A 22,719-nucleotide genomic window follows, 5' to 3' on the forward strand; every position below is an offset into this window, starting at 1 on the left:
CGTGGGCTTCGATCCGCACGAACGACAACAACAGCGCATGCTGGCCGCTGCCATGAAATCAGCACAAATCAACGTCGGCGAACTGTGGCTCAAATACTTCAGCCTCGGCGGCGAAGTGGGCGAGTACGAGGTGGAAGCCTACCTCCAAGGCCTCCTCTCGCTGCCCGTCCTCCAACGCGACCTCCTGGCCATGGCCGCCAACGAACTCATCGACACACTCGCCCAAGGCCACGCACCCTACTCCGACGAGCTCGGACCTGACGGGCACTCTCCGAGGCAGCAACCCGGGAAAGACCCAGAGCAGGAACCAGGCTCGGACCCCTGAACAGCATGTTTTTCTAGTCCCCGGACTGTCCGCCGAGCTGCGTATCCAACGGGGGTCGCGGTTCCTTCAGCAGCTTCAGGTCCGCTGGCAGGCCCTCGATGCTGCCCTCGCTTCCCTTCGCACTGAGGGTGATACGGGATCCGGCCAGCTTCACATCCTCGGCTTTGAAATCCCCGAATTCCTCCGGAAGGATCGGGGCAAGATGGACCACATCGCGCGTCAGGTCAGGATCGAATCTCAGCAGGATCCGCATCAGCTGGACCGGGGTCGCGGCTGCCCACGCTTGGGGTGCGCACGCTGTCGGGTAGGACACCGGGGCGTGGAATTCGGATCGGTCGAAACCGCAAAACAGTTCCGGGAGCTGGCCGTCGAAATGCGCGGCCGCTTCCAAAACACCGCGCGCCACCTTCTTCGCTTCGTCAACGAAGCCGTATCTCATGATTCCGGTAGCGGCCAGGGCGGTGTCATGCGGCCAGACCGAGCCGTTGTGATAGCTGACGGGGTTGTAGGCGCCCATGTCTGAAGCCAGGGTTCGGATCCCCCAGCCGGTGAACATCTCCCGTGACATCAGGCGTCGCACAACCGATGGCGCTTTTTCCTCGTCGACGATGCCTGTCCAGAGGCAGTGGCCCATGTTCGACGCGCAGGAGTCCACCGGTTTCTTGTCCCTGTCCAGGGCGATGGCGAAATATCCCTTGTCCGGTAGCCAGAACCTTTTGTTGAACTCCTCCTTCAGCACGGCGGCCCGGGCTGCCCAGTGCTGCTCCGTTTTCCTTTCCCCTGCCGCCCGGGCTATGCCGGCTCGTGCCAGGTAGGCGGAGTAGACATAGCCTTGGACTTCACAGAGGGCGATGGGCGCCTCGGCTATCGTCCCGTCGGCGAAATTGATCCCGTCCCACGAGTCCTTCCATCCCTGGTTGGCCAGCCCGTGGTCGGTGGCTCGGCGGTATTCCACGAAACCGTCGCCGTCGCGGTCGCCGTAGTCCTGGATCCAGTCCAGGGCCCGGTCCGCGTGCGGCAGCAGGGCCTCGATAATGTCTTCGGAGAGCCCCCAGCGGCTGAGCTCACCCAGCACTCCGACGAACAATGGCGTGGCATCCACTGTGCCGTAGTAGGCCTTTCCGCTCCGGGACAGACCGGGGGTGACCCCGAGCCGGACTTCATGCGGAATGCGGCCGGGTTCCTCCTCGGAGTCGTGGTCAACTTTAGTGCCTTGGATGTCCGCCAGGGTCTGCAGGGTGCCCGAGGCCAGATCCGGGTCGATCAGGAGCGCCATGTATGAGGACAGCAGTGCATCCCGACCGAACAGGGCCATGAACCACGGAGCGCCTGCGGCCACCGCCACGCGCTCCGGGTGGCCGGGATCAAAAATCCGCAGGGAGCCCAGATCGCGTTGGCTCCACCGCAGCGTCGCCTCGACACTGCTCTCGCCCAGCGTGATGGGTGGAACGCTTTTCTCCCAGGCCCGGTGCCGCTTGACCCCTGTCCGGAGGCGTGGCATCCCCGCCTCCGTAAAAGTCTCGTCCGGAGACACGCGATTGACCAGCGGGACCACAATGACGCTCGTGGACCATTTGCCCCGTGCCGGAATGGTGGGGTGGAAACGCAGGGCATCCTGGGAGACTTCGGCGCCTGCCGCCCGAATCGCCGAGCCCCGCCTTTGACCGTCGCTGACGGCTTCGACCACCAGTTCATTCCCGCGCACGCTTCTGGTCAGTGCAGAATGTCTGTTGGGGCGGCCCCCTTTGACGTCGAACAAGTCGGCCTGGTCAGCGTCTACGAGCAGCTCGATGCTGCAGTCAACCGGTTCCGCGGAAAAGTTCTCGAGTGTGATGTCATCCTGGAGCCCGGGCCCGACGTGCCGTTGCTGCCGGACCACCAAGGGACTGTCGAAGCGGCCGTCCGGCCACTTCGCCCGGCCCACGAAAGTGGCCTCGAAAGCATCGGGGCGCTGAGCAGCGAGGGGCTCTCTAGGGAACCCGTTAATGTTCAGTTCCCAGCGTGACAGGATCCGGGTGTCCTGAAAGAACGCACCATTCGTCTCGCCGTCCGGGCGGATGTCGCCGCTGCGGGAGGAAATGCAGAAAGAGGATCCCTCCACGAGAATGACCGAACCGGCCTCGGTAATCGTCGTTTCGGCGTCAGCGTTCCAAGCCGTCATGGGAGGACTCCTCACCTCACAGCGCGGCGGCGGCGCCAGGGACAATTACCGCCAAAACAGATAAGGGGACCGGGAAACCGGTTCCCTTATAAATTTTGGTTCAACGCGACCGAATCCGGTACCCCGGCCGCCCCTTGCTCTTCGATAAGGTCGGCGAACAGGCGGAGGTGGTCTGCCACCATACGCTCGGCACTGAATTGCTGCTCCGCCCGTGCCCGGCACTGCTCCCGGCTCAGGCCCGCGGCCGCCGGGATCAAGGCTGCGAGATTGTTAGTGGCAGCGAGGTAACCCGTTATCCCATGTGAAACGATTTCCGGCGCGGCTCCCAGTGGCGTCCCCAAAACCGGCGTGCCGGTGGCGAGTGCTTCAATCATGACCAGGCCGAAGGGTTCGGACCACTGAATCGGATTGAGGAACGCGAGGGCTTCGCCCATGAGACGGTATTTCTCGGCATCGTCCAATTCGCCCGTGAAGTCCTCGTTTGGACCGAGGATCGGTTTGATCACCTCCTCGAAATAGAGGATCTCCTCAGGTTCGCGCACCTTGGCCGCGATCCGGAGTGGGACACCCGCCTGACGGGCGATCCTGATCGCTTCCAGGACGCCTTTGTCCGGGCACATCCGCCCCACGAAGCAGACGTAGCCGCCCTGGCCGGTGCCCACGGGAACGGTCGAGAGATCAATGCCGTGGTGGATCACGCGACGGACCGGCACCCCGGATGCCTGGGAAGCCTGGTCCCGCGAGATCGCGATGATGGAGGTACTTCTTCCGATCGCACGGTAGATGTCCTTGGCCGAGGACGTGAGGGGGCCGTGGATCGTCGTCACTACCGGCACCCCGGGTGGTCCGTAGCGGTACAGCGGGCCGGACAGTGTGTGGTCGTGGATGATGTCCACGTCCCCGAGGCCCTCGTAGGCCCGGACTACGTGGCTGAGTTCGGAGATAGTAAAGCCAAGTTCCGCCGGATCCGAGGTCTGCATCTGCGGCACTCGGGGTACTGGGCACTGACTGTCCGAGGACGCTGCCAAAAGCACTTCGTGCCCGGCCCGGGCAAATCCGCGTGCCAGAGTGTCCACTACCCGTTCGGTGCCGCCGTAGGTCACCGGGGGAACTGGAATCCACGGTCCTGCAACGAGTCCTATCCGCATTTTCTTACCCTCCATAGAATGGTGGGTCAGGCTCCCCCTGCGCCCTGGCACGCACCCAAAGCCGTCGTTGTCTATCCCCCAGCGTCGCACGGCCCGGAGCGCGGGGCCAGGATATCCGGGCCCGCTTCCTTCCGGAGTGAGACAATCCGAGAGTGCATTAAGCTAAGCATGCTTACTAATTGGAGGCAAGGGTTCCCTTCCAGCCACCCTCCCGCCACCCGCCGGACGCACTAGTTCGATCGACCGGCTTACAGGTGGGCGTCCTGCGTGCTGCAGGCTGCACAGAGGCCGAAGACATCCCAGGCGGGGTCCGCCTGGACGAAACCCCGTTCTGCGGCCGCGGTGCGGAGGGCTGCGTCGGCTTCCGTCAGTTCCAGTTCGACTGTGCGGCCACAGGAGCGGCATACCAGGTGGTGATGGATTCCCTGGGGAGAGTGGCAGGTGTGGTAGAGGGCGGTGCCGTCGGGGCTGCGGAGCACGTCGGCAACCCCTGCTTCGCAGAGTCCGGTGAGATTCCGGTAGACAGTGGAGAGCCCCATCGGCGTGCCTTGCTGCTCGAGGATCCGATGCAACGCTTGGGCGCTCAGGTAACCTTCCTGTCCCTCCAATGCCACCCGCACGGCCTCCTGCTTGCGGGTCTTTCGTCTGTTCACGGCCGCGACGCCCCCTTCCGTGCGCTCCGGCCCGCCAACCGGAGGGCCCTTCAATTCGATTGACAATGATAACCATTCTCATGTAATTATTTGAAGTGTAAGGCACACATCGGCCGCCCCGCCACGAAGAATGGATCCCTGATGTCCCGTCGATCTCCCTCTGCTGTTTTTGTTGCCGCCCTCGCGGCGATCGCCCTTGCCGGCTGCGGTACGGGTGCATCCCCCTCGTCCTCGGCCACCGGAACTTCAGCGACGTCGAGCCAGGTGATCCCCGTGGCTGCCACCACGGATGCGTGGGGAAGCATCCTTTCGGAGCTTGGAGGGACACACGTGCAGGCGACCTCGATCATCAACAACCCGGACACGGACCCGCACGCCTACGAGCCCACCCCCGCAGACGCCCGCACCATTGCGGCCTCCAAGGTCTTTGTTGAGAACGGGGTCGGCTATGACAGCTGGGCGGCAAAGGCCGTGGCCGCGAACCCGACCGCGGACCGGTCGGTGGTGGAAGTGGGGGCAGTGACCGGCACCCCCGACGACGGCAACCCGCACCAATGGTACGCACCGGAGAGCGTGGGCAAAGTCGCGGACGCGATCACGGCCGCACTGAAGAAGGCCGATCCGTCGAGTGCGGCCTACTTCGACGCACAGCGGGCCGATTTCGATTCAAAGGCACTGGCGGATTACCACGCCACGATCGCTGAGATCAAGGCAAAGTACGCCGGAACGCCGGTCGGGGCGAGCGAGAGCATCTTTGCCCCGATGGCAACCGCGCTTGGGCTGAACCTCATCACACCGGCCAGCTTCCTGAAAGCCATCAGCGAGGGGACCGACCCGTCGCCGGCAGATCTGGCGACGATCAAGTCCCAGATCACGGGCAAGCAACTGAAGGTCTACGTGTTCAACAGCCAGAACTCCACCCCTGACGTCGCCGCGCAGGTCGACGCAGCCAAGGCCGCCGGCATCCCCGTCAGCGCAGTCACCGAGACCTTGAGCCCCAAGGGGGCTACCTTCCAGGACTGGCAGACAACGCAACTGAAGTCCCTCGAGAAAGCGCTAGCGCAGGCCACCGGGAAATGACAAACGAACCGGCGGTCCGCTTCCGCAGCGCGGCCGCTGCGGTCGGGGGCCGAACCGTCTGGGCCGGCGTCGATTTCACCGTCGACGCCGGCCAGTTCGTGGCCGTCCTCGGACCCAACGGTGCCGGGAAGTCGACTCTGCTGAAGACCATCCTCGGCCTGGTTCCGGTCAGCTCCGGGACCGTCGCCGTTTTCGGCAGGAAGCCAGGGCATGACCGGTCCACGATCGGCTACCTGCCCCAGCGGCACGCCTTCGGCTCGTCTGTGCGCATCCGCGGAACCGATATCGTGCGCCTGGGCCTGGACGGCGAACGCTGGGGCACCCCTCTGCCAGGCTGGCTGCTAGGCCGGAAGGGCCGCGCGGCCTCTGCGCGGGTGCGGGAAACCATCCGGCTCGTCGGCGCCGAGGACTATGCCAACCGGCCGATCGGGCAGTGTTCCGGCGGCGAGCAGCAGCGGCTGCTCATCGCCCAAGCGCTCGTGCGCCGCCCAAAGCTGCTGGTCCTGGACGAGCCACTCGACTCCCTGGACGTAACCAACCAGAGATCCGTGAGCGCCCTCATCCAGGGCGTGTGCCGAAGCGAGGGTGTCACGGTGCTGATGGTCGCCCACGATGTGAACCCGATCCTTCCCTACCTCGACCAGGTGGTCTACCTCGGGCACGGCAGCGCAATCACAGGTCCCCCGGAGCGAGTGATCACGCCCGAGGCCCTGACCGCCCTCTACAGCACACCGGTAGACGTCCTGCGCGACCGGGCGGGCAGGCTTGTCGTCATCGGCCAGCCCGACGCCCCTCCCGAACACCCCCATGGTCCTCAGGTGCACGCATGAATCCCGCAGGCTTCCTCGCGGAGCTCTTCGCCTATCCCTTCATGGTCAACGCCTTCCAGGCCGGCACGATCGTGGCAGTCGCAGCCGGTGCGATCGGCTGGTTCATGGTCCAGAGGCGGCAATCATTTGCCGGCCACACCCTCGCCGTCATCGGATTCCCCGGAGCCGCAGGAGCGACGCTGCTTGGCTTGAGCCCGGCGCTTGGATACTTCGTGGCCTGCATCGGCGGCGCGCTGGCCATCGCTGCGCTTCCCGCCACCGGCCGGGCCGGGGGTGAGCTCGGAGGCGCCAGCGAGGAATCAGCAGCCATCGGCACAGTCCAGGCCTTCGCCCTGGCCTGCGGGTTCCTCTTCGTCAGCCTCTACAAGGGCTTCCTGGGCGGCCTGAACAACCTCCTCTTCGGAACCATCACCGGGGTCACCACCGGCCAGGTGGCCCTGCTCGCTGTCGCGGGCCTGGTGAGCCTCACAGTCCTGGCATGCATCGCCCGGCCACTGCTTTTCTCCTCGATCGACCCAGCCATCGCCGCGTCCCGCGGGGTCCCCGTCCGAGCGATCTCGGCCGCCTTCCTCATCCTCCTGGGAGTCGCTACGGCCGGCACCAGCCAAGTCACTGGAAGCCTCCTCGTGTTTTCCCTGCTCGTCGCCCCCGCAGCCACCGCAACCCGGCTCACCGCCAGGCCGGTTCTGGGGATCGTCCTCTCAGTCGTGATCGCCCTGGCGGCGACCTGGGCCGGGGAATCGATCGCATACTTCTCGCCATACCCCATCGGGTTCTGGGTTGCCTCCCTGGCCTTCGCGGCCTTCGTCGCCGCCACGGCCTGGCAGGCAGGCCGCGAGCACCGGGGCCGCCGCCGGGCTCTCCCCAACTCGGGAGTGTGGGCATGACCGGCATCGCGACCTTCGGCACCGGAGGGTGGATACTCTCCGAGCCCTTCATGCAGAACGCCTTCATCGCCGGGACCGCGGTGGCCCTGCTAGCCGGGCTCGTCGGGCATTTCGTGGTCCTCCGCGGACAGGTATTCGCAGGCGACGCGCTCTCCCACGTCGCCTACACCGGAGCCCTCGCCGCCCTCGCCGCAGGCCTGGACCTACGCCTCGGGCTGTTCACCGCGACTGTCGGGATCGGGTTCGCCCTCGGTCTGTTCGGCGGCCGCGGAGCATCCGACGACGTCGTCATCGGCACGACCTTTGCCTGGATCCTCGGGCTCGGGGTGTTCTTCCTCTCGATCTACACCACCCGGAGCAGCACGAGCGACAGCACCGCGAACGTGAAGGTCCTCTTCGGCTCGATCCTGGGCATCAGTTCCGCCGCGGCCCAGTCCGAGGCGTGGACAGCGGCAGGCCTGATCCTGGTGCTGCTCGCCATCGCCAGGCCCCTGCTCTTCGCCTCCCTGGATCCCGCCGGGGCCTCGGCCCGAGGGATCCCCGTGCGGTTCCTCGGCCCTTTCTTCCTGGCCCTTCTCGGCGCGACTGCCGCAACTGCCAGCCAGCTCGTCGGCGCGCTCCTGGTCTTCGGGCTACTCGCCGCACCCCCGGCGGCAGCCCGCAAGCTGACTGACAGACCATGGACCGCCTTCTGGCTTTCCGGCGCCCTCGCCGTTGCCGCCGTCTGGGCCGGGCTGGCCCTCGCCTACTGGGTGCCCACCCTGCCCTCCAGCTTCACCATCACAAGTGCAGCGTCGCTCGAATACGCCACCGCAGCAGCAGCATCGTGGATCCTCGCGCGCGGCTCACGCATCCCGGCGTCGCCGGATTCCTCCAACCCCGAAACCAGGCAGGGAGCGCGCGCGACCGCCGGTTCCCGGCACCGGTAGCGTGTCGCTTGGTGCTTGGATGTAGGCAGAGATTCCTCGAGCCCTGCGTGGAAAACCGTTGACCTGATATATAGGTACATGCTTATATCTTTATGTGAATCCTGAAGAGGAGTCCCTTATCGGGGCGGCAGAGTTATTCAAGGCCCTGTCGGCCACCTCGCGGCTTCTCATCCTGTCCGCGCTTGCGCATGAGCCCTCGTCCGTAAGCGCACTGACTGAGACGACGAAGCTGTCTCAGCCCTTGGTCTCCCAGCATCTGCGGTTGCTCCGGGGGATCAATCTGGTCACGGCATCGAGGTCCGGGCGCGAGACGATCTACTCCCTGACCGACCATCACGTGGCCCACGTCATCCAAGACGCCATCACACACAGCCAGGAACGCTAGCGCCGGTCCACGCCCGGCGTATGCGAAGGAGGACAACATGACCGAGGAAGTCAAGGCTGAACATACACCCGTCGAGCACCAGCACGGCGGAGCGGACTGCGAACACGTCACGGTCCAGCATGGGGACCACGTGGACTACATCCACGACGGCCACCGGCACGCCGAGCACGAAGGCCACTACGACGAACATGACGATCCGGCCGAGCACACTCCGGCCGAGCACCAGCACGGCGGAGCAGACTGCACGCATGAAGCTGTCCAGCATGGGGACCATATGGACTACGTCCATGACGGCCACCGGCACGCCGAGCATGAGGGCCACTACGACGAACACTGAGACCTGCCAATGAGAAAATGGCCCCGGAACATTTCCGGGGCCATTGTTCCGGGCAGGTCGTAACCAGCGGAGACGACGGCGCTGGTCAGCCGATGTCAGTGGCGGCGCGGACATGTCCTAGCGTGCCCGCCCGTGGCAGGCTCGAGAGTGAGCCTGCTGCCAGCGAGAGCAGCACCCCGGTTCCCGCGATAAGAAGAGCGGCCCGGACACCCCAGAGTTCGGCGCAGAGCCCTCCGATGCCTGCGCCGAAGGGCTGGCCACCCCAGGCGATCATGCGTGCCGTGGTGTTGACCCTGCCTTGGAGGGAAGCGGGAGTCAGGCTCTGGCGGACCACGATTCCATTGAGGGAGACCAGGGAGTTCGTTGCCTGCCAGCCCATAAGTGCGAGGATTCCTGCTGCGAGGGTGGTACTGGCTGCCCAGGCACCGACGAAGGCCGCATTCAAGGCGAGGGCGCCGAGCGTAATCGCGCCGATGCTCAACCGTGTCTGCGCGGGTTCCAGTATACGCGCAGCGGCCAGACTCCCGACGGCGGCGCCGCCGAAGAGCAGGCCGATGGTTCCATCCCCGGCGTTGAGTCCAAGCCCTTGCGCGGCCATGACCACGACCAGTCCAGCGACGGCGCCGCCCGTGAAACTATTGCCGATTCCGACCAGGGTCAGGTCCCGGATGACAGGGGTGCGGCGGATGAAGCTGATCCCCTCTGCGATCTCGGCGCGCAGGTCGATTCCCCGGCGGACGTCGCGCTCCGGCTGGTGCCAGTGGATGCGCGCCAGGATCAGGGCGCCGGCAATGTAGCTGGCGGAATCGATCGCCAGGACCCAGGCGCCGCCGATGGCCGCGGTCAGGACACCGCCGACGGCGGGGCCGATGATGCCGATCACGGTGCTCACTGTCAGCATGCGTGCCGTGGCGCCGGCAATTCCGTCCCGGCCGACAAGCGCCGGGATCGTGCCGAAACTGGCGGCATCGAAGAAGACGAAGAGCACGGCGAGCAGTGTTGCCACGGCCAGCAGGTGCATCGGGACGAGGATTCCCGCGGCCGCGGCCAGCGGGATGGTTGCCGTCACGGCGGCGCTGAGCCAGCTGGTCACGGTCATGGTCCGGCGCTGGTCCCAGCGGTCCACCAGGGCGCCGACGGGAAGTCCGAACAGCAGGTACGGTACGGCTTCACACACCGCCAGCAGCCCGGACATGGCCGCGCTGCCGGTTTCCTGGAACATCAGGATCGGCAGCGCGACCGCTGACACGGCGTTGCCTGCCCACGACACGCTGCGGGAGAGCAGGAAGTACTTGAAAGGACCGGTTGGCCGCCGGGTCAGGAGTCTGGTCATGTCAGGGGTGCAGCAGTGTGCTGAGCTCGCGCACTCCGTCCACCGCGCGGGAGCCGATGAAATCCGTGGAGGGCAGCGGGTAGAGGCGGTTGTTCTTTACCGCATCCACGGTGGGCAGTTTCTCGCGGATCGCCGCGAGCTGGGCAGCCTTGTCTTCCTCGGAGTTGTACAGGTACACAAGGGTTCCCGGGTTCTTTTTGGCAAGGTCTTCGACGGCGATCTGGGCGTAATACTGGCCGGCCGGAAGGTCGTTGTCGTAGATGTTTTTCCCGCCTGCCCGTTCGACGACGTCCGAGTAGATGCCGCGGGCGTCGGCGTAGAGAGCGTTGTCATAGAACTGGACCAGTGCCAGCGGCACAGGGTCGGCTCCGCCGGTCTTCTTCGCAACCTTGTCCAGTTCGGTTGCCTGGGCGTCGATGAGCGTTTTCGCGGTGCCCTCTGCCCCGGTGATCCGGCCCAGTGCGGCGAGATCGGTCGCGGCGTCGGCGACGTGCCCGGTGGTCGTTTGCCCGTTGCAGAAGGAACTGATGATGTAGACCTGCACTCCCAGCTTATTCAGGTCATCGATGGTGGGAAGTTCGGTTCCGTTGAAGTGGTATTCGCCGTCGGCGACGATCAGTTCCGGACGCGAATTCAAAAGGGGCTCGCGGGAGACACTGTTCGTCGCAAGCACTGGAATGGACTTGTAGGCGTCCGCGTACTCCGCCAGGGGCGGCGACTGGTCGGTGAAGGCCTGGCCGACGACGCGGTCCTTGACCCCGAGCGCGATGAGCATTTCGGTGACGGCCGGCCAGAGGGAGACGATGCGCTGGGGCGGGGTGTCGAAATGAAGCTGGCGTCCACAGTTCTTTTCGTTGACCGGCTGTGGCGTGGAGCTTTCCTTGGCCGCCGCGGCAACGGGGCCCGGGGCCGAGCATGCGCCCAGGGCGAGGCTCGTCAGCACAGCCAGGGAGACGACAGCCGCGCCGAGGCGGGCAGGGGCAGGGGTTGTGAGCATGATTCTCTTTCGCATTGTTGGGGTGGATCAGTTGGGGTTGGAACTGAAGAAGAGATGGGGTCGGCCGGTCGCGGGGTTCTCGCCGATACTGACGGCCACCCCGAAGACCTGAGCCACCAGTTCGGAGCGGAAGACCTCGGCTGGAGTGCCGCCGTCGACCAGGAGGCCGTTTTTGATGACGTAGACCCGGTCGCAGTAGGCTGCGGCCAAGTTGAGGTCGTGCAGGGCAGCGAGGACCGTGATTCCCAGCGAGGCGACCAAGTCCAGGATCTCCAGTTGGGTGGCGATGTCGAGGTGGTTGGTGGGTTCGTCCAGGATGAGCACTCGTGGCTGTTGGACGAGGGCTGCCCCAAGCAGGACCCGTTGTTTCTCGCCGCCGGAGAGCGTGCAAAATGATCGCTGTGCATGCTCCGCCATACCGATTCTGGCAAGAGTCGCGGCAATGAGGTCACGGTCTTCGCGCGTATCGGTCTGGAACATCCGCTTGCGCGGCGTCAGTCCGGCGGAGACCACATCCAGGACGGTGAAGTCGAAGTCGCTGCCGTGTTCCTGCGCAAGGACGGCGAGCCGCTGCGCTGCCGCCCGCGGGCTCAGCTCCGCGAGCAGATCGGGGCCTAGCCGGACGGTTCCTGTCGTGGCCTGCATCGCCCGGTAGAGCGTCTTGAGGATCGTCGACTTGCCGCTCCCGTTGGGTCCGACAAGGGCAACGAACTCGCCGGCTTCCGCGACGAAACTGACGGGACCGACCAGGTTCCGGCCTGCCAGGCGCACCCCCAGGGAATCGAAGGTGACTCTCATGCCGGCACCCCCGGACGGCGGCGCAGCAAGGCAAACAGAAACACAGGGACGCCTACGGCGGCAGTGATGACGGAGAGTGGCAGTTCGAGCGGTGCGGCCACGGTCCGGCCGGCCAGGTCCGCAACGACCAGGAACAAGCCGCCCACCAGGGAGGTCAGCGGAAGGCTGCGGAGGTGGTTGGGGCCGCTGAGCAGCCGGACGAAGTGCGGAGCGATGAGACCGACGAAGCCGACGCCGCCGGCCACCGCGACGACGAGCGCGGTCAGCAACGCGCAGATCACCAGCAGGACGGTCCGGAAGCGGGCCAGGTCGATCCCGAGGGCGGACGCAACGTCGTCACCCATCATGAGGGCGTTCAGCCGGCGGCCCTGGCCCAGCAACCATCCCAGGCATAGCACCACCGCGACGGCGGGCACCGCCAGCTCGGACCATTTGGCCCCTGCCACGGAACCGAGGAGCCAGAACAGCACGGTAGAGAGTTTGTCCGGGGAAGCCGTCAGCTGCAGGAAGCTTGTGCCGGCCTGGAACAGGTAGGTCACGGCCACGCCGGAGAGGATCAGCCGGGGCGGGTCCAGCCGGCCGTGACGGCGGCCCAAGGCCAGGACGATCGCGAGCGTCACGACGGCCCCCGCGAACGCGGCACCCGAGACGCCCAGGGAGGCAAGGAACCCGGCACCCGTGGCGCCCAGGACCAGGACACTGACCGCACCGAGAGATGCCCCCGAGGCGATCCCCAGCACATAGGGATCAGCCAGCGGGTTGCGGATCACGGTCTGCAGCACCGCGCCGGCGACGGCCAGGGCGGCCCCGGCGAGAAGGGAAAGGAGCACGCGCGGAACACGGAATTCCCACACGATGTGGTCGTCGACGGCCGCCGCCGTCGGAGCAGCCCCGAACAGGTGGTGGAGGACGATCGAGAAGACATCGCCAGGGGCGATGGTCACCGGACCGAGGGCGACTGCGAGGGCCACCACCACCGGTGTCAGGATGACCAGCAGGACGGAGGCCAAGCGCAAGGAAACTCCCCGCGGGGCGCGTGGAGTGCTTTGAGCACCGGGACCGGCTGCGGTCAGGCGGACCGTGCCCGGGGCGCCCGGGTGAGCGGTGGTGCGCATAGGTGTCCTTTCCAGGGAGTGGTCAGTGCGGCAGCGGGACAGATCGGCGGATGACCGGGTGAAGCCGGGTGCCGCCCAGGAACGGCAGGGCATGCGGGGCGTTCGAATACAGGCCCGGCACAACCATCCGGACCACGCGCAGACCCGTGGGGGCGATGTCCTCGGTGGTTGCCTCGACGCAGAGGACGCGGTGTCCCTGGGATGCAAGGGCGGAAACAAGACGCTCCAGCCGGTCCTCCCCTGTCCATTCGTCGGACAGTTCGTCGAGGGCTAGCCGCCCGCGGATGCTCGTTTCCAGCTCATCCAGGAAACGTCGCTGGATGACAGGGTCCATGTGCAGCTGCAGGTGGCAGCCGTAGTCGACCACATCCGAGAGGTCCGCGGCGTACTCCTTGGAGTAAGACCGGTCCTGGCGCCAAGGTTTTAGCGGGCTTGACGGTGATTGCGCGGCGGCCATGTATGGACCATGCGGATCGTCGTAATCGCTGACGAAAAGCTGCAGCTGCAATGCTTCGCCGTAGGCTTTCTGTGCCGTGGCCACCGGATCGCCTCCGGCGCCCATGCCCAGGGTCAGGTATCCAGTGGTTTCGTCGAACACTAGGGCCCCGATGACCGGGACGCCGAATTCCGTGGCGAACAGCAGCCAGCGGGTCCGCAGGCGCCCTTCCTGTCCGCGCGAGAAGTCCGCGAGCCACTTCGGGACGGTGAGTTCGTGCACGCCGCGCCCGCCCGTCCACGACAGGGTCATCGCGTCGCGTTCGATCACCTCGCACAACCCGCCCCAGCGGGCCTCCTCGAGTGTCCGGCCAGTGGCCAGTCCGGCTTGGATCACAGGGTGGCGGACGGGCTCGACGAGGAGCGAATGGGCGACCCAGACCATGCTGGCCGGAACCAAAACGTCTGTTCCGTCCGCGAGATCCTGCGCGGGGACCCAGTCGATGACCGTGTCAGCGTCGGGGGCCGGGACCGGGAAGCCGGGGCGGGCGTATTGTTCCTGGGAGAAGAGGCAGAATTCCTGCAGTCCGATCGCGGCCGCTCCGCTTGCCTGCACGTCCCGGCGGCTCGCGCGCTTGAGTCCCGCCGGGACGAGGTTCCCGCAGTACCGCTCTACGGCTTCCCCGACGGCTGCCCCCAACACAGCCTCGGGGTTCGCGAAGGAGTAGCCGGCGCCACTGGCATCGGAGGGCCATTTCGAAAACGCACGGCTGTCTGCGAGGACCGCGTGGCTGAGCGCGAAGGACGCGGGAAAATGCGCCGGGATGGCACGTGCTTCGATGCTGCGCACCACTCCGGTCCTGGCGTTGACGAGCGACAGTGGGTTGTTCATGGTCACCTTAGGCAAGGGGAATCGGATGGGAGATGAGCTCGGTGGCCTTGGTGGGCTTACGGTCCCAGCCCAGCTCCTCCGGGACGGAGTAGTAACGATGGGAGCCGCGAAGGGGGAAGGCCGGCGGGGCGTTGCCCACCAGGCCGGCACCGATGACCCGGACCACCGTGTATCCGGCGTCGCGGACGTCGCTGGTGGTTACGTCCACCGAAACGGTCCGGATGCCGCGCTCGGCAAGGGCGCGCACGTAGTGCCCGGCCGGGTCTTCCCCCGGGACCTGGCGCATCCCGGCAAGCGGACCCGAGATTGTGGGCCGGAGCCGGTCCAGTGGTGATCCGCTCATCCGGGGGTCGAGGTAGAGTTGCGCGACAGGCGGCAGGTCGGTGAGCGTCCGGTAGTCCGGGTCCACGGCGTCGAGGTAGCACCGGTCCTGGCGGTACGGCAGGAACACGTGGTCTTCGATGTGCCCCGCCTCGACCGCGCGCCACACTTCCGCTGCCGGGTCGAGCAGCTGCCGGGTGAGCTGGAGCAATCCCAGGGCCTCGACGAGTGCCTTGGTCGCGGCGGCTTCGGGGGTGGAGCGGCAGGCACTGCCGAAGGCCACGACACCGCCCTCCCCCGGCGACCCGTCTTCCAGGAAAGCGGCGATGACGGGAGCCGGCAGATCACTCGGGATCTCCAGGAGCCGGATCCTCAGTTCGCTGCTACCGCCGGGCCGGCCAAGTGCCCCGGTGACCAAACCGTCGTCGTCCAGTTCTTTCGTGGAGGCGCCGCTGGCCCACCAGATCGTGCAGGCGTCACGTTCCATAAGTTCCTCAATCGCCCCGCGTTCGGCGCTGGCCCGGGAGGTACCGGCCGCGATACCGGAGTACATCAGGGAGTGCAGTTTCGGCTCCGTGACGCGGGGACCATGAATGTAATCGAGGTAGACGAGCGACGCCGGCACCCAGAGAGGTGTTTGCTCGGCCAGATCGGTGCCCTGGACCCAGTTCACCGTGAGGTCCCGGCCGAATGGTTCGAACGGGAACCCGGGCAGCGCGTACTGCTCGGGCGAATAGAGGGCCACGGTGTGGGGATCGAGGGCGTCTTCCCCGGCGTTCCTGAGTTCATTCCAGCTCGCGCGGCGCAGTGCCTGCGGAACGGCGTTTCCGCAGTATCGTTCCACGGCTTCGCCGATCGCCGCGCCCCGAGCCGCGGCTTCGATGCCCAGGGAAGCGCCGAAGCCGAAGCCGTCGGCACGCCAGCCAGCGAATCGGTCGGGTCGGGAGACTGTCGCGCCGTAGCCGACCCAGGCGGCGGGCATCCGGGGATCCTGCGGGGATCGGGCGACGGACGTCAGGAGCCCCGTCCTCGGGTTGACCAACGATGATGTGTTCATGTGCCCAGCCCCTCGGGGGTGTGTTCGGTGGTGCCGATGATGGGAAGCTCCAGCAGGAGCGGGTATTCGGAAGAGACCACGACGCTCTGGATAATGGTGTCTCCGGAGGCGGCCAGGTAGCGTTCCCTGCCGGGGCGTCCGAGGTTGCGGGCCAGGCGCGGGAAGTCGCTGCCCGTCAGCTCCAAGCCCAGTCGGGAACCGGCCGGGACCGTGACGGCGACGGGGAGCAGCGGGACGGTGGCCACAGCGGCCGGGTCCGGCGTGCTGATGGTCGTTTCGCCGGCGGTGAGCTCGAAAATCTCTCCTGCCGCGGTGATTTCGGTGATCCTCGCCACCCAGTCAATGACGTCGGTGTTGAAGCGGGTCCTGAAACGGACCTTTCCGGCGCCGTCGATCCGCAGCGGTGCGGTGAGCGCCTGGGTGGTGAACCTCACGACGTCGGGGCGCGTCCCGAGAGCCGAGCGGTCGCGTCCTTCGGGGTAGGACGGAAACGCGTCCGACGGCGAGTACCTGACCGTGTGCTCTTCCGCCGACCGGGCGTCCGGGGCGGCACCGGCGTCGTACTCCTCGCGGTCAACGAGCGTGGCACCGGAGGCGGTCCAGCTGTGTATCCGTGTTGACCGCGGCCAGCACTCCGCAATGCTCCAACGGTTCTCTCCCATGACAAACACTTCGGCGGCCCTGCGTGCAAGCCGCCCGGCCAACGCGGCGTCGATCCATTCGACCAGCTCCTTGCCCCAGGGCCGGATCGCGTCCGGACCGTAGTCGCGGTCTCCGACGCGTGGAGAGGTCGAGAACGGCAGATCGTGAAGCCAGGGCCCGATCAGCAGATGCTTCGTGGATCCGGGGACACCTTCGCCGACCGTACGCCAATGGTCGAGGGTTTCCGGGAGCAGGAGGTCATGCCAACCGCCAACATGGAGGGTGGGCATCGTCAGGGCCTCCAGTTCATGGTCCCGGATTTCCTCGCCGTTCACCGCTTCCGGGCCTGCCAGGACAATGTTCCGCCAACTGGGCATCTCCGTACCCAGGCGGGCGTCGAGATCCACCACAGGCAGGCTATGCAAAGCCTCAGGCTGTTCAGCGAAAAAGAGTGCGGCGAATCCGTCACGGCTGGTCCTGGCGTCGCCTCGCTCGGCCCACCACGCAGCATGTTCGGCCAGGCGAAGCACTCCGGAGGGAGAGAACTTGGTGCGGGCCAGCGACATCGACGGGCCCAGGCTCACGACGGCGGAGACCGCCCTTGGGCGCTCAACGGCCATGGCCCAGGCCGTGTAACCGGAGTAGGAGCCGCCGTAGGCGACGACGCGGCCGTCGCTCCATGGCTGTGCCTGGATCCAATCGACAAGGGCTGCGCCGTCGGAGCGCTCATTTCGGTAGGGTTCCCACACGCCGTCGGAATCGTATCGGCCGCGCACATCGGCAACAACGTAGGCGTAGCCGTGCCGGCGCCACCCCCTGCCCTCCGCGAGATGTTTCGAGCGGCCATAAGGCGTGCGCGTAACTACGGCGGTTACCGGCCATTCCGATTCAGGCGGCACATGGCAGTCAGCAAAGAGGTCTGTGCCATCGCCGGACGGGACCCTCTGGTTCGCCCACGGAACCGCGTTCACAGCGAGATACCTGAAGGCAACGGCAACACGGTATGGCGGGTGATGGTGCCCGCGCCAAGATCGATCTCCGTCTCGCAACGGCCGCCCGGGATGTCCAGCCCCTTGGCATGACAGATGAGGTCGTGGGCGATGAGGCCCGCGGCAACAGCCGAAAGTCCGTCATCCGGCCAGACGTTCCAGCCGGTCTCGTTCGAGTCCAGGTAGTTCCATAGCCGATCCAGTTCCTCCACGGTCGCGGCTGCCGCTCGACGGCGGGCGCGGTAGTCGTGGTAGCTCACCGTCCGGCCACCGGCGCTGAAGGGACCGACAATGAGGGAGCCGCCTTCTGCGAATGCGCGGTGCCAGGAAGTCCCGGTGCGCTGGCACAGCTCGTCAATTGCGGTCCACTCGGCATCCTTCGTCTGGAGGGAGCACACCACCAGGGCAGACACGATGCTCGCCGCGCCCTCATCGAGGGGACCCGGAATCACGATGCACCCATCGCCCAGCATCCGCACAAGTGCTTCGGCAACCGGGCCGGAGCCCAGTATCCCGATCTTCCCGGCGGTCTGGGGCAGATCCTTCACTTCGTCTTCATGCTCAGAACCATCCGCCGGGGCTTCTGCCTCTGCGCGGTACACAGCCCCGCGCTCAACGAGCATGCCGAGAAGTGTCGCGGCATCGCCGTCGAGCGGCATTGCATCCTGGCGGGAACCGACAAGGCTGGCATGCACGGCCTGCAAAGCGTCTTCCGGTCCGCTGATGCGGAGGAAGTCCAGTTGCGGCGAGACGCAGCGCCAGTCGCCAGGGGCCACAGGGTAGAGGAGGTGTCCGGGGACAAGTCGAAACATGGGAATCTTTCGTGAAAGAGACAGGTGCTCGTGCCCCCGTGTCCAGTGACGAGGGCGCGGCTTGGAGCTTCAGTTCAGCGGCCAACGGATTCGGTTCCGCGCCGCCAGAGCTGAGGTGTTACGCGCTGAACGCGAACGGGTTGTGCACCAGAGCGTTGGTGCCCGGACCCTGCGGTGCGCTGAGCGGTGCCACCGCAGCCACAGCCTCAAACGCGAACGGGTTGTGCACCAGGGCGTTGGTGCCCGGACCCTGCGGTGCGCTCAGCGGAGCCTTCGATGCAATTTCCTGAACGGTAACGACCTTCATGGGGACGTCCTTCCTGTTGGTTATTGTTGAGAACGATTCTCAACAACAGGAACTGTATCACCCCGCCGGAGAAGATGGCGGCGGGCCGGGCATCTGATCGGAATATGACGCAGGGCGCTCCCGGCTTGTGGACTTGCCCACTCGTGCGCCACGATCGCGTCGCGCCTCACTCAGATCCTGTTGGCATCGGGGTTGAACTGCCCTGGTGATACATAGTTGCGTGTATACATCCACCGATGTACTTTTGCACCATGGAAACCCTCACGCATGCCCCGGTGCTGGCTCGCTTCGGCTACGCTGTCTCCGACCCGACCAGGGCCCGGATCCTTCTGGCTCTGGCTACGGAACCCGGCTACCCGTCCGATCTCGCAGACTCCCTCGGGGTATCGCGGCAAAGCATGTCCAACCATCTGACGTGCCTTCGCGGGTGTGGGCTGGTGGTGGCTGTTCCTGACGGTCGGCGGACCCGGTATGAGCTCGCCGACGCCCGGCTGGGCAGCGCGATCACGGATCTGCTCGGCGTCGTCCTAGCCGTGGACCCGGCGTGCTGCGCCCCCGACGGCGAGTGCCTCGCGTGACGTCGAGCAGCCTTTCCTCGCCCTCCGTCCTCCGGCGGGCCGTGCTGAGCCGCCGCGTCCGCCTGTTCGCAGCAGCGACCATCACCTACAACGTCATCGAGGCCGTTGTGGCGCTCTGGGCCGGTGGCATGGCGGATTCGTCGGCACTGATCGGCTTCGGACTCGATTCAGTGGTTGAAGTGGCCTCTGCCGTTGCCTTGTCGTGGCAGTTTTCCGCCAGGGACCCCGAACGACGCGAGCACCTGACGCTGCGCATCATCGCGCTCTCCTTCTTCGCACTGGCCGCGTTCGTCACCTTGGACTCGTTCCGCTCCCTTGCAGGCGGTGGCGAAGCGCAACGCTCCGCACCGGGCATCGCCATCGCGGCCCTGAGCCTTGTCGTCATGCCCGTCCTGTCCTGGCTGCAACGCCGCACCGGCCGCGAACTCGGTTCACGGACTGCGGTAGCAGACTCCAAACAGACCCTGCTCTGCACCTATCTCTCCGCTGTCCTCCTCGCCGGCCTGGTGCTCAACAGCGCCCTGGGCTGGTGGTGGGCCGACGCGGGCGCCGCCCTAGTCATCGCCCTGGCCGCCGCCCGCGAAGGCATCGACGCCTGGCGGGGAGAGGCCTGCTGCGTTGTTCCTCAACCGGACAATCAGGTGGAACCAAGGGTCAGCACCGGCACAACCGACGGGTGTTGCCCCGAATGTTCAGCGAAACCGGCCCACCGAGGTAGCCCTCCGTCGCCGGACCAGCCCCGATTTGGCCTCCGGAAGATACCGTAGACCGAGGTTCCACAGTCCGGGCTAGCGGGCGAGCCCCTGCTCGACAAATCCATGGATCCCCGGCCCCCGGCGATCAGTGGCGCCAATCCTGCCGCCTCAAGCCACGACGAGAAGGAGACCACTCCATGCCCGCCAGCAAAGTGCGTAAGAAAGCAAAAAACAAGGTAGCCGCGGAACGGGAGCGCCGCCGCGAGCAAGAACCCTCCTGCACTTCTTCCTGCTGCCCACCCGCTGTGGCCGCCCCTGCCGCATCGACGCCGCGCCACGCCCAAGCGGAAAACTCACCCTCCTGAGGCCACTGCAGTGGTCGGCTATGTTGCGCTGACCCGCACCCAGCCTCAGGATGGGGCATTCGTATTGCCGGGCGTCGGCGTCGGTGAACCCGTCGGCGTCGGCGTCGGAGTCGGCGTCGGCGTCCCGGTGGGCGTCGGAGTCAAGGTCGGCGTCCCGGTGGGCGTCGGAGTCAACGTCGGTGAACCCGACCCGGTCCCCGTCGGCGTCGGAGTCGGCGTCGATGAACCCGACCCGGTCCCCGTCGGCGTCGGAGTCGGCGTCGATGAACCCGACCCGGTCCCCGTCGGCGTCGGAGTCGACGTCGGCGAACCCGCCCCCGTCGGCGTCCCCGTCGGCGTCGGAGTCGGTGAGCCCGTCCCCGTCGGCGTCGGAGACGGTGAGCCCGTCCCCGTCGGCGCCGGCGTGCCCGTGGGGGTGGCCGTCGGCGTTCGCGTCGGCGTGCCCGTGGGGCTCTGCGTTGCGCTTGGTGACGCGGGAGGCGATGTACTCGGCTGGGCCGCGACCTTGCCCTCCTGGACGCCGCCCGTGACGGTCTGTGTGGGCGGCGCGGTCCGCGGGTCAGTGGGCACGGCTCCAGGGACGGACCAGACAGACCCCGGTGAGGTCGCGGTTCCGGAACCTGGTTGGTAGCTGACCATTCGAATGTCGCCGAGGGGATCCACCTGCTTGGTTGGCAGGAACGTCCAGTTCATCGGGTTGGTGTAGACGCCGTTGAGATGGGTCTCGAAGTGCAGATGGCAGCCTGTGGAGGACCCTGTGGTTCCGACTTTTGCGATGACCTGACCCACCCGTATCGGTTGCCGGTTGACGACAGCGATTCCTTGCAGATGGTTGTACGTGGTGACGAGGCCGTTGCCGTGGTCGATTTCCACGCGGTTGCCGCCACCCCACGGGTGCCAGCCCACGGCCCGGACCACCCCGGCATCGGCCGCGTAGACGAGGGTACCGCAGGGCGCGGCGAAGTCCTGGCCCCAGTGGAACTCCCCCGGCAATCCGGTGAAGGGGTCGATCCTGAACCCGAACGGAGAGCTCCGGACCAGCACTTCAAGCGGGGCGTACAGTTTGCCGGCGGGAGGCCGGTCAAGGGAAGTCGAAGCGACATTGAGGTTCCCGGTTCCGTCCTTGCCCAGGGCCTGGACGGCAGAGCGCTCAAACGGCACGGCGGCGTTGTCGGCAGCCAGCACGGGTCCCGACGACGAACTTGTGGGGGATGTCGCCTGCCCTACGGGAGTGGCGCCACCGGTAATACGCCTACCAAGTTCGCCCTGTCCAGCGCCGGCGGCAATGATCACGGTGGCAGTGACGAAACTGCGTCGCGAAAGTACGACGCGGACGATCCAGCCAGACTCATGATGCTTACCCACAACCACCCCTGGAACAGTCGCACCTCCCAGTCCGGGCGCGCTGGTCATATTGTCTCCGCATCCATAGTGAATGTGAACACTCGACTTGCTACTTGGCTGGCACACCAGCCACCTACTGGACTACTTGCGGGGGTCCGCCTTCCATGAAAGAGCCCCTGATCTACGTTTCCGTAGCTCAGGGGCTCTTTTCGGGTAGGGCTACTCGGACTTGAACCGAGGACCTTAGGAAAGAGATTTCGCGCTTTTTGTCAGTTTCCGGTGGATGCCAAAAATGCCTAGATTCCGCGGCAGAACGGCCCAAATCGGGTGACTGACATGTCATCATTTGCCATCACGCGCCGTTGTTTCCGGTGGTTAAGCGGTGGACGACACGCGTTATGAGGTTCAAGCTCGGGCCCACCGTCATGCCGGTTGGTTGCTCCGTTCCCATGAATGGAAATAAAGCCGGTTCCCCTTCCCGGGCCGCGCGATCAAGCACAGAGTCGATGGAGACACTCATGACAACAAGGCCAGAAGCCAACAGCAAAACGGGGGCTACCGAAGAACAGTGGCTAACCCCGAAAGAGATTTGCACCCAGCTGCAGATTCCGGAGCAGACCTTCTATCAATGGCGGGTCAAGCACATCGGCCCCCGCGCTTATCGAATCGGCCGGCATCTACGGATCAGCCGGAGCGACTTCAACGCGTGGTTGTGCTCGCGCCTGGAAACATGGAGGACACCGATTGCCCGGATGCGGGGAATTGAAATCGATTCTTAAGGGCAAAATGAGCTCCTTCGAGCACCAAAAACCCCGGAAAATCAAGGATCTTGTCACCGAACGGCTGCCTAAAAACCGCTCTGGAGAGTCAACGTTGACAAAGTCAACAGGGTCTCAGGGCACGAAGGTCGACCCGGCGTCGGCTGGACTCGTACGTATGCGCTGCCCACCATCCCGGGCCTTTTATCGTCGATGTCCGCCGGCACACTGTCAAGGGCGCGTTCGCGTCACTGGCGTGATGGGCCTCCGGCCCACCCTTGACCCTGCGCCAAGGACAGACAGAGGGGCCTTTGTCGGGATGAGGGCAAGACTGCGATGGCTCTACTCAGCCGACTTTCTTTGCCGTGCATTGAGGCGGAGGCGTTGGACCGGACCTTAGTTATCGAAGACGGCGTCGTACAGCCGGACGAACCCGGTCTTCGAGATCAAGGTCAATGCCTGCATCGGTGCCAAATATGACAGTATCCCGATCGACCTAGCGCACAAGCTGCATCTCCTGTCCGCGCCGGAGCGGGTCCGGTCGAA

Annotated in this window: 23 protein-coding genes and 1 pseudogene; 11 read left to right on the forward strand and 13 right to left on the reverse strand. The window is 65.9% G+C overall.

Annotated elements, in window-relative coordinates:
* The first annotated feature begins 1 nt into the window (after position 1).
* Positions 2 to 325: a hypothetical protein gene (locus AB0323_RS06170; RefSeq protein WP_366176532.1), complete on the forward strand. Its 324-nt coding sequence runs from the start codon at positions 2 to 4 to the stop codon at positions 323 to 325.
* A gap of 13 nt (positions 326 to 338) precedes the next feature.
* Here the strand turns inward: AB0323_RS06170 and AB0323_RS06175 are convergent, their stop codons facing one another.
* The 3 genes from AB0323_RS06175 to AB0323_RS06185 form a co-directional block, all read right to left on the reverse strand.
* A complete protein-coding gene (locus AB0323_RS06175) occupies positions 339 to 2,486 on the reverse strand; it encodes a glycogen debranching N-terminal domain-containing protein (protein ID WP_366176533.1) in 2,148 nt (715 codons plus the stop codon).
* 86 nt (positions 2,487 to 2,572) lie between these two features.
* Positions 2,573 to 3,634 carry a glycosyltransferase family 4 protein gene (locus AB0323_RS06180; protein WP_366176534.1) on the reverse strand — a complete coding sequence of 354 codons (1,062 nt, stop codon included), beginning with the start codon at positions 3,632 to 3,634 and terminating at the stop codon, positions 2,573 to 2,575.
* Between the two features lie 248 nt (positions 3,635 to 3,882).
* Positions 3,883 to 4,287, reverse strand: coding sequence for a Fur family transcriptional regulator (locus AB0323_RS06185; RefSeq protein WP_366176535.1), 405 nt, complete (start codon positions 4,285 to 4,287; stop codon positions 3,883 to 3,885).
* A gap of 141 nt (positions 4,288 to 4,428) precedes the next feature.
* On the opposite strand from AB0323_RS06185, the gene AB0323_RS06190 reads away from it, so the two are divergent.
* The 6 genes from AB0323_RS06190 to AB0323_RS06215 all read left to right on the forward strand — a co-directional run bounded on the left by AB0323_RS06190 (position 4,429) and on the right by AB0323_RS06215 (position 8,735).
* Positions 4,429 to 5,367: a zinc ABC transporter substrate-binding protein gene (locus AB0323_RS06190; protein WP_366176536.1), complete on the forward strand. Its 939-nt coding sequence runs from the start codon at positions 4,429 to 4,431 to the stop codon at positions 5,365 to 5,367.
* Complete coding sequence (locus AB0323_RS06195) at positions 5,364 to 6,197, forward strand: ABC transporter ATP-binding protein (protein WP_366176537.1); 834 nt, start codon at positions 5,364 to 5,366, stop codon at positions 6,195 to 6,197. The genes AB0323_RS06190 and AB0323_RS06195 overlap by 4 nt, the downstream gene beginning before the upstream one ends.
* Complete coding sequence (locus tag AB0323_RS06200; protein WP_366176538.1) at positions 6,194 to 7,084, forward strand: metal ABC transporter permease; 891 nt, start codon at positions 6,194 to 6,196, stop codon at positions 7,082 to 7,084. Before AB0323_RS06195 ends, AB0323_RS06200 begins: the two co-directional genes overlap by 4 nt.
* Positions 7,081 to 8,013 carry a metal ABC transporter permease gene (locus AB0323_RS06205; RefSeq protein ID WP_366176539.1) on the forward strand — a complete coding sequence of 311 codons (933 nt, stop codon included), beginning with the start codon at positions 7,081 to 7,083 and terminating at the stop codon, positions 8,011 to 8,013. The genes AB0323_RS06200 and AB0323_RS06205 overlap by 4 nt, the downstream gene beginning before the upstream one ends.
* 94 nt (positions 8,014 to 8,107) lie before the next feature.
* On the forward strand, positions 8,108 to 8,398 hold the full coding sequence (locus AB0323_RS06210) for a metalloregulator ArsR/SmtB family transcription factor (RefSeq protein WP_366176540.1): 291 nt from the start codon (positions 8,108 to 8,110) through the stop codon (positions 8,396 to 8,398).
* A 37-nt stretch (positions 8,399 to 8,435) separates the two neighbouring features.
* The gene (locus tag AB0323_RS06215) at positions 8,436 to 8,735 is read left to right on the forward strand and encodes a hypothetical protein (RefSeq protein WP_364532014.1); all 300 of its coding nucleotides are present in this window, start codon (positions 8,436 to 8,438) and stop codon (positions 8,733 to 8,735) included.
* 85 nt (positions 8,736 to 8,820) lie between these two features.
* Here AB0323_RS06215 and AB0323_RS06220 read toward each other — a convergent pair whose 3' ends face one another.
* From AB0323_RS06220 to AB0323_RS06260, 9 genes are all read right to left on the reverse strand, one after another.
* Positions 8,821 to 10,068 (reverse strand): MFS transporter, encoded by a 1,248-nt coding sequence (locus AB0323_RS06220; protein ID WP_366176541.1) that lies wholly within the window; start codon positions 10,066 to 10,068, stop codon positions 8,821 to 8,823.
* A 1-nt stretch (position 10,069) separates the two neighbouring features.
* Complete coding sequence (locus AB0323_RS06225; RefSeq protein ID WP_366176542.1) at positions 10,070 to 11,065, reverse strand: ABC transporter substrate-binding protein; 996 nt, start codon at positions 11,063 to 11,065, stop codon at positions 10,070 to 10,072.
* 27 nt (positions 11,066 to 11,092) lie between these two features.
* Positions 11,093 to 11,863, reverse strand: a complete 771-nt coding sequence (locus tag AB0323_RS06230) for an ABC transporter ATP-binding protein (RefSeq protein ID WP_366176543.1) — start codon at positions 11,861 to 11,863, stop codon at positions 11,093 to 11,095.
* Positions 11,860 to 12,978 (reverse strand): iron ABC transporter permease, encoded by a 1,119-nt coding sequence (locus tag AB0323_RS06235; RefSeq protein WP_366176544.1) that lies wholly within the window; start codon positions 12,976 to 12,978, stop codon positions 11,860 to 11,862. Before AB0323_RS06235 ends, AB0323_RS06230 begins: the two co-directional genes overlap by 4 nt.
* 22 nt (positions 12,979 to 13,000) lie before the next feature.
* Entirely contained in the window at positions 13,001 to 14,305 is a 1,305-nt protein-coding gene (locus tag AB0323_RS06240) for a YcaO-like family protein (protein ID WP_366176545.1), read from the reverse strand.
* Between the two features lie 7 nt (positions 14,306 to 14,312).
* Positions 14,313 to 15,683: a YcaO-like family protein gene (locus tag AB0323_RS06245; protein ID WP_366176546.1), complete on the reverse strand. Its 1,371-nt coding sequence runs from the start codon at positions 15,681 to 15,683 to the stop codon at positions 14,313 to 14,315.
* Positions 15,680 to 17,296: a CocE/NonD family hydrolase gene (locus AB0323_RS06250; RefSeq protein WP_366176547.1), complete on the reverse strand. Its 1,617-nt coding sequence runs from the start codon at positions 17,294 to 17,296 to the stop codon at positions 15,680 to 15,682. The genes AB0323_RS06245 and AB0323_RS06250 overlap by 4 nt, the downstream gene beginning before the upstream one ends.
* Complete coding sequence (locus AB0323_RS06255; RefSeq protein WP_366176548.1) at positions 17,293 to 18,126, reverse strand: hypothetical protein; 834 nt, start codon at positions 18,124 to 18,126, stop codon at positions 17,293 to 17,295. The genes AB0323_RS06250 and AB0323_RS06255 overlap by 4 nt, the downstream gene beginning before the upstream one ends.
* Before the next feature lie 118 nt (positions 18,127 to 18,244).
* A complete protein-coding gene (locus AB0323_RS06260; protein ID WP_366176549.1) occupies positions 18,245 to 18,433 on the reverse strand; it encodes a streptamidine-related RiPP repeat protein in 189 nt (62 codons plus the stop codon).
* A 251-nt stretch (positions 18,434 to 18,684) separates the two neighbouring features.
* Here AB0323_RS06260 and AB0323_RS06265 point away from each other — a divergent pair, with 251 nt between their 5' ends.
* The 3 genes from AB0323_RS06265 (at position 18,685) to AB0323_RS06275 (ending at position 20,702) form a co-directional block, all read left to right on the forward strand.
* Positions 18,685 to 19,011 (forward strand): winged helix-turn-helix domain-containing protein, encoded by a 327-nt coding sequence (locus tag AB0323_RS06265; RefSeq protein ID WP_364532044.1) that lies wholly within the window; start codon positions 18,685 to 18,687, stop codon positions 19,009 to 19,011.
* Positions 18,999 to 19,778 (forward strand): cation transporter, encoded by a 780-nt coding sequence (locus AB0323_RS06270; RefSeq protein WP_366176578.1) that lies wholly within the window; start codon positions 18,999 to 19,001, stop codon positions 19,776 to 19,778. Before AB0323_RS06265 ends, AB0323_RS06270 begins: the two co-directional genes overlap by 13 nt.
* A 303-nt stretch (positions 19,779 to 20,081) precedes the next feature.
* Complete coding sequence (locus AB0323_RS06275; protein WP_366176582.1) at positions 20,082 to 20,702, forward strand: hypothetical protein; 621 nt, start codon at positions 20,082 to 20,084, stop codon at positions 20,700 to 20,702.
* 74 nt (positions 20,703 to 20,776) lie between these two features.
* Here the strand turns inward: AB0323_RS06275 and AB0323_RS06280 are convergent.
* Positions 20,777 to 21,484: pseudogene (locus AB0323_RS06280) on the reverse strand (M23 family metallopeptidase); the annotation flags it as partial.
* 449 nt (positions 21,485 to 21,933) lie between these two features.
* Here AB0323_RS06280 and AB0323_RS06285 point away from each other — a divergent pair.
* Positions 21,934 to 22,194, forward strand: coding sequence for a helix-turn-helix domain-containing protein (locus AB0323_RS06285; protein ID WP_366176550.1), 261 nt, complete (start codon positions 21,934 to 21,936; stop codon positions 22,192 to 22,194).
* Positions 22,195 to 22,719: the final 525 nt, after the last annotated feature.

This window comes from Arthrobacter sp. NPDC080031, assembly GCF_040702485.1.
In the GTDB taxonomy this organism is placed as follows: domain Bacteria; phylum Actinomycetota; class Actinomycetes; order Actinomycetales; family Micrococcaceae; genus Arthrobacter.

What these genes read in the sequence shown, in the direction of transcription:
- AB0323_RS06175 (WP_366176533.1), bottom strand. Translation starts at nt 2,486, where the DNA reads ATGACGGCTTGGAACGCTGACGCCGAAACGACGATTACCGAGGCCGGT.
- AB0323_RS06180 (WP_366176534.1), bottom strand. Translation starts at nt 3,634, where the DNA reads ATGCGGATAGGACTCGTTGCAGGACCGTGGATTCCAGTTCCCCCGGTG.
- AB0323_RS06190 (WP_366176536.1), top strand. Translation starts at nt 4,429, where the DNA reads ATGTCCCGTCGATCTCCCTCTGCTGTTTTTGTTGCCGCCCTCGCGGCG.
- AB0323_RS06195 (WP_366176537.1), top strand. Translation starts at nt 5,364, where the DNA reads ATGACAAACGAACCGGCGGTCCGCTTCCGCAGCGCGGCCGCTGCGGTC.
- AB0323_RS06200 (WP_366176538.1), top strand. Translation starts at nt 6,194, where the DNA reads ATGAATCCCGCAGGCTTCCTCGCGGAGCTCTTCGCCTATCCCTTCATG.
- AB0323_RS06205 (WP_366176539.1), top strand. Translation starts at nt 7,081, where the DNA reads ATGACCGGCATCGCGACCTTCGGCACCGGAGGGTGGATACTCTCCGAG.
- AB0323_RS06215 (WP_364532014.1), top strand. Translation starts at nt 8,436, where the DNA reads ATGACCGAGGAAGTCAAGGCTGAACATACACCCGTCGAGCACCAGCAC.
- AB0323_RS06220 (WP_366176541.1), bottom strand. Translation starts at nt 10,068, where the DNA reads ATGACCAGACTCCTGACCCGGCGGCCAACCGGTCCTTTCAAGTACTTC.
- AB0323_RS06225 (WP_366176542.1), bottom strand. Translation starts at nt 11,065, where the DNA reads ATGCTCACAACCCCTGCCCCTGCCCGCCTCGGCGCGGCTGTCGTCTCC.
- AB0323_RS06230 (WP_366176543.1), bottom strand. Translation starts at nt 11,863, where the DNA reads ATGAGAGTCACCTTCGATTCCCTGGGGGTGCGCCTGGCAGGCCGGAAC.
- AB0323_RS06235 (WP_366176544.1), bottom strand. Translation starts at nt 12,978, where the DNA reads ATGCGCACCACCGCTCACCCGGGCGCCCCGGGCACGGTCCGCCTGACC.
- AB0323_RS06240 (WP_366176545.1), bottom strand. Translation starts at nt 14,305, where the DNA reads ATGAACAACCCACTGTCGCTCGTCAACGCCAGGACCGGAGTGGTGCGC.
- AB0323_RS06245 (WP_366176546.1), bottom strand. Translation starts at nt 15,683, where the DNA reads ATGAACACATCATCGTTGGTCAACCCGAGGACGGGGCTCCTGACGTCC.
- AB0323_RS06255 (WP_366176548.1), bottom strand. Translation starts at nt 18,126, where the DNA reads ATGTTTCGACTTGTCCCCGGACACCTCCTCTACCCTGTGGCCCCTGGC.
- AB0323_RS06260 (WP_366176549.1), bottom strand. Translation starts at nt 18,433, where the DNA reads ATGAAGGTCGTTACCGTTCAGGAAATTGCATCGAAGGCTCCGCTGAGC.
- AB0323_RS06265 (WP_364532044.1), top strand. Translation starts at nt 18,685, where the DNA reads ATGGAAACCCTCACGCATGCCCCGGTGCTGGCTCGCTTCGGCTACGCT.
- AB0323_RS06285 (WP_366176550.1), top strand. Translation starts at nt 21,934, where the DNA reads ATGACAACAAGGCCAGAAGCCAACAGCAAAACGGGGGCTACCGAAGAA.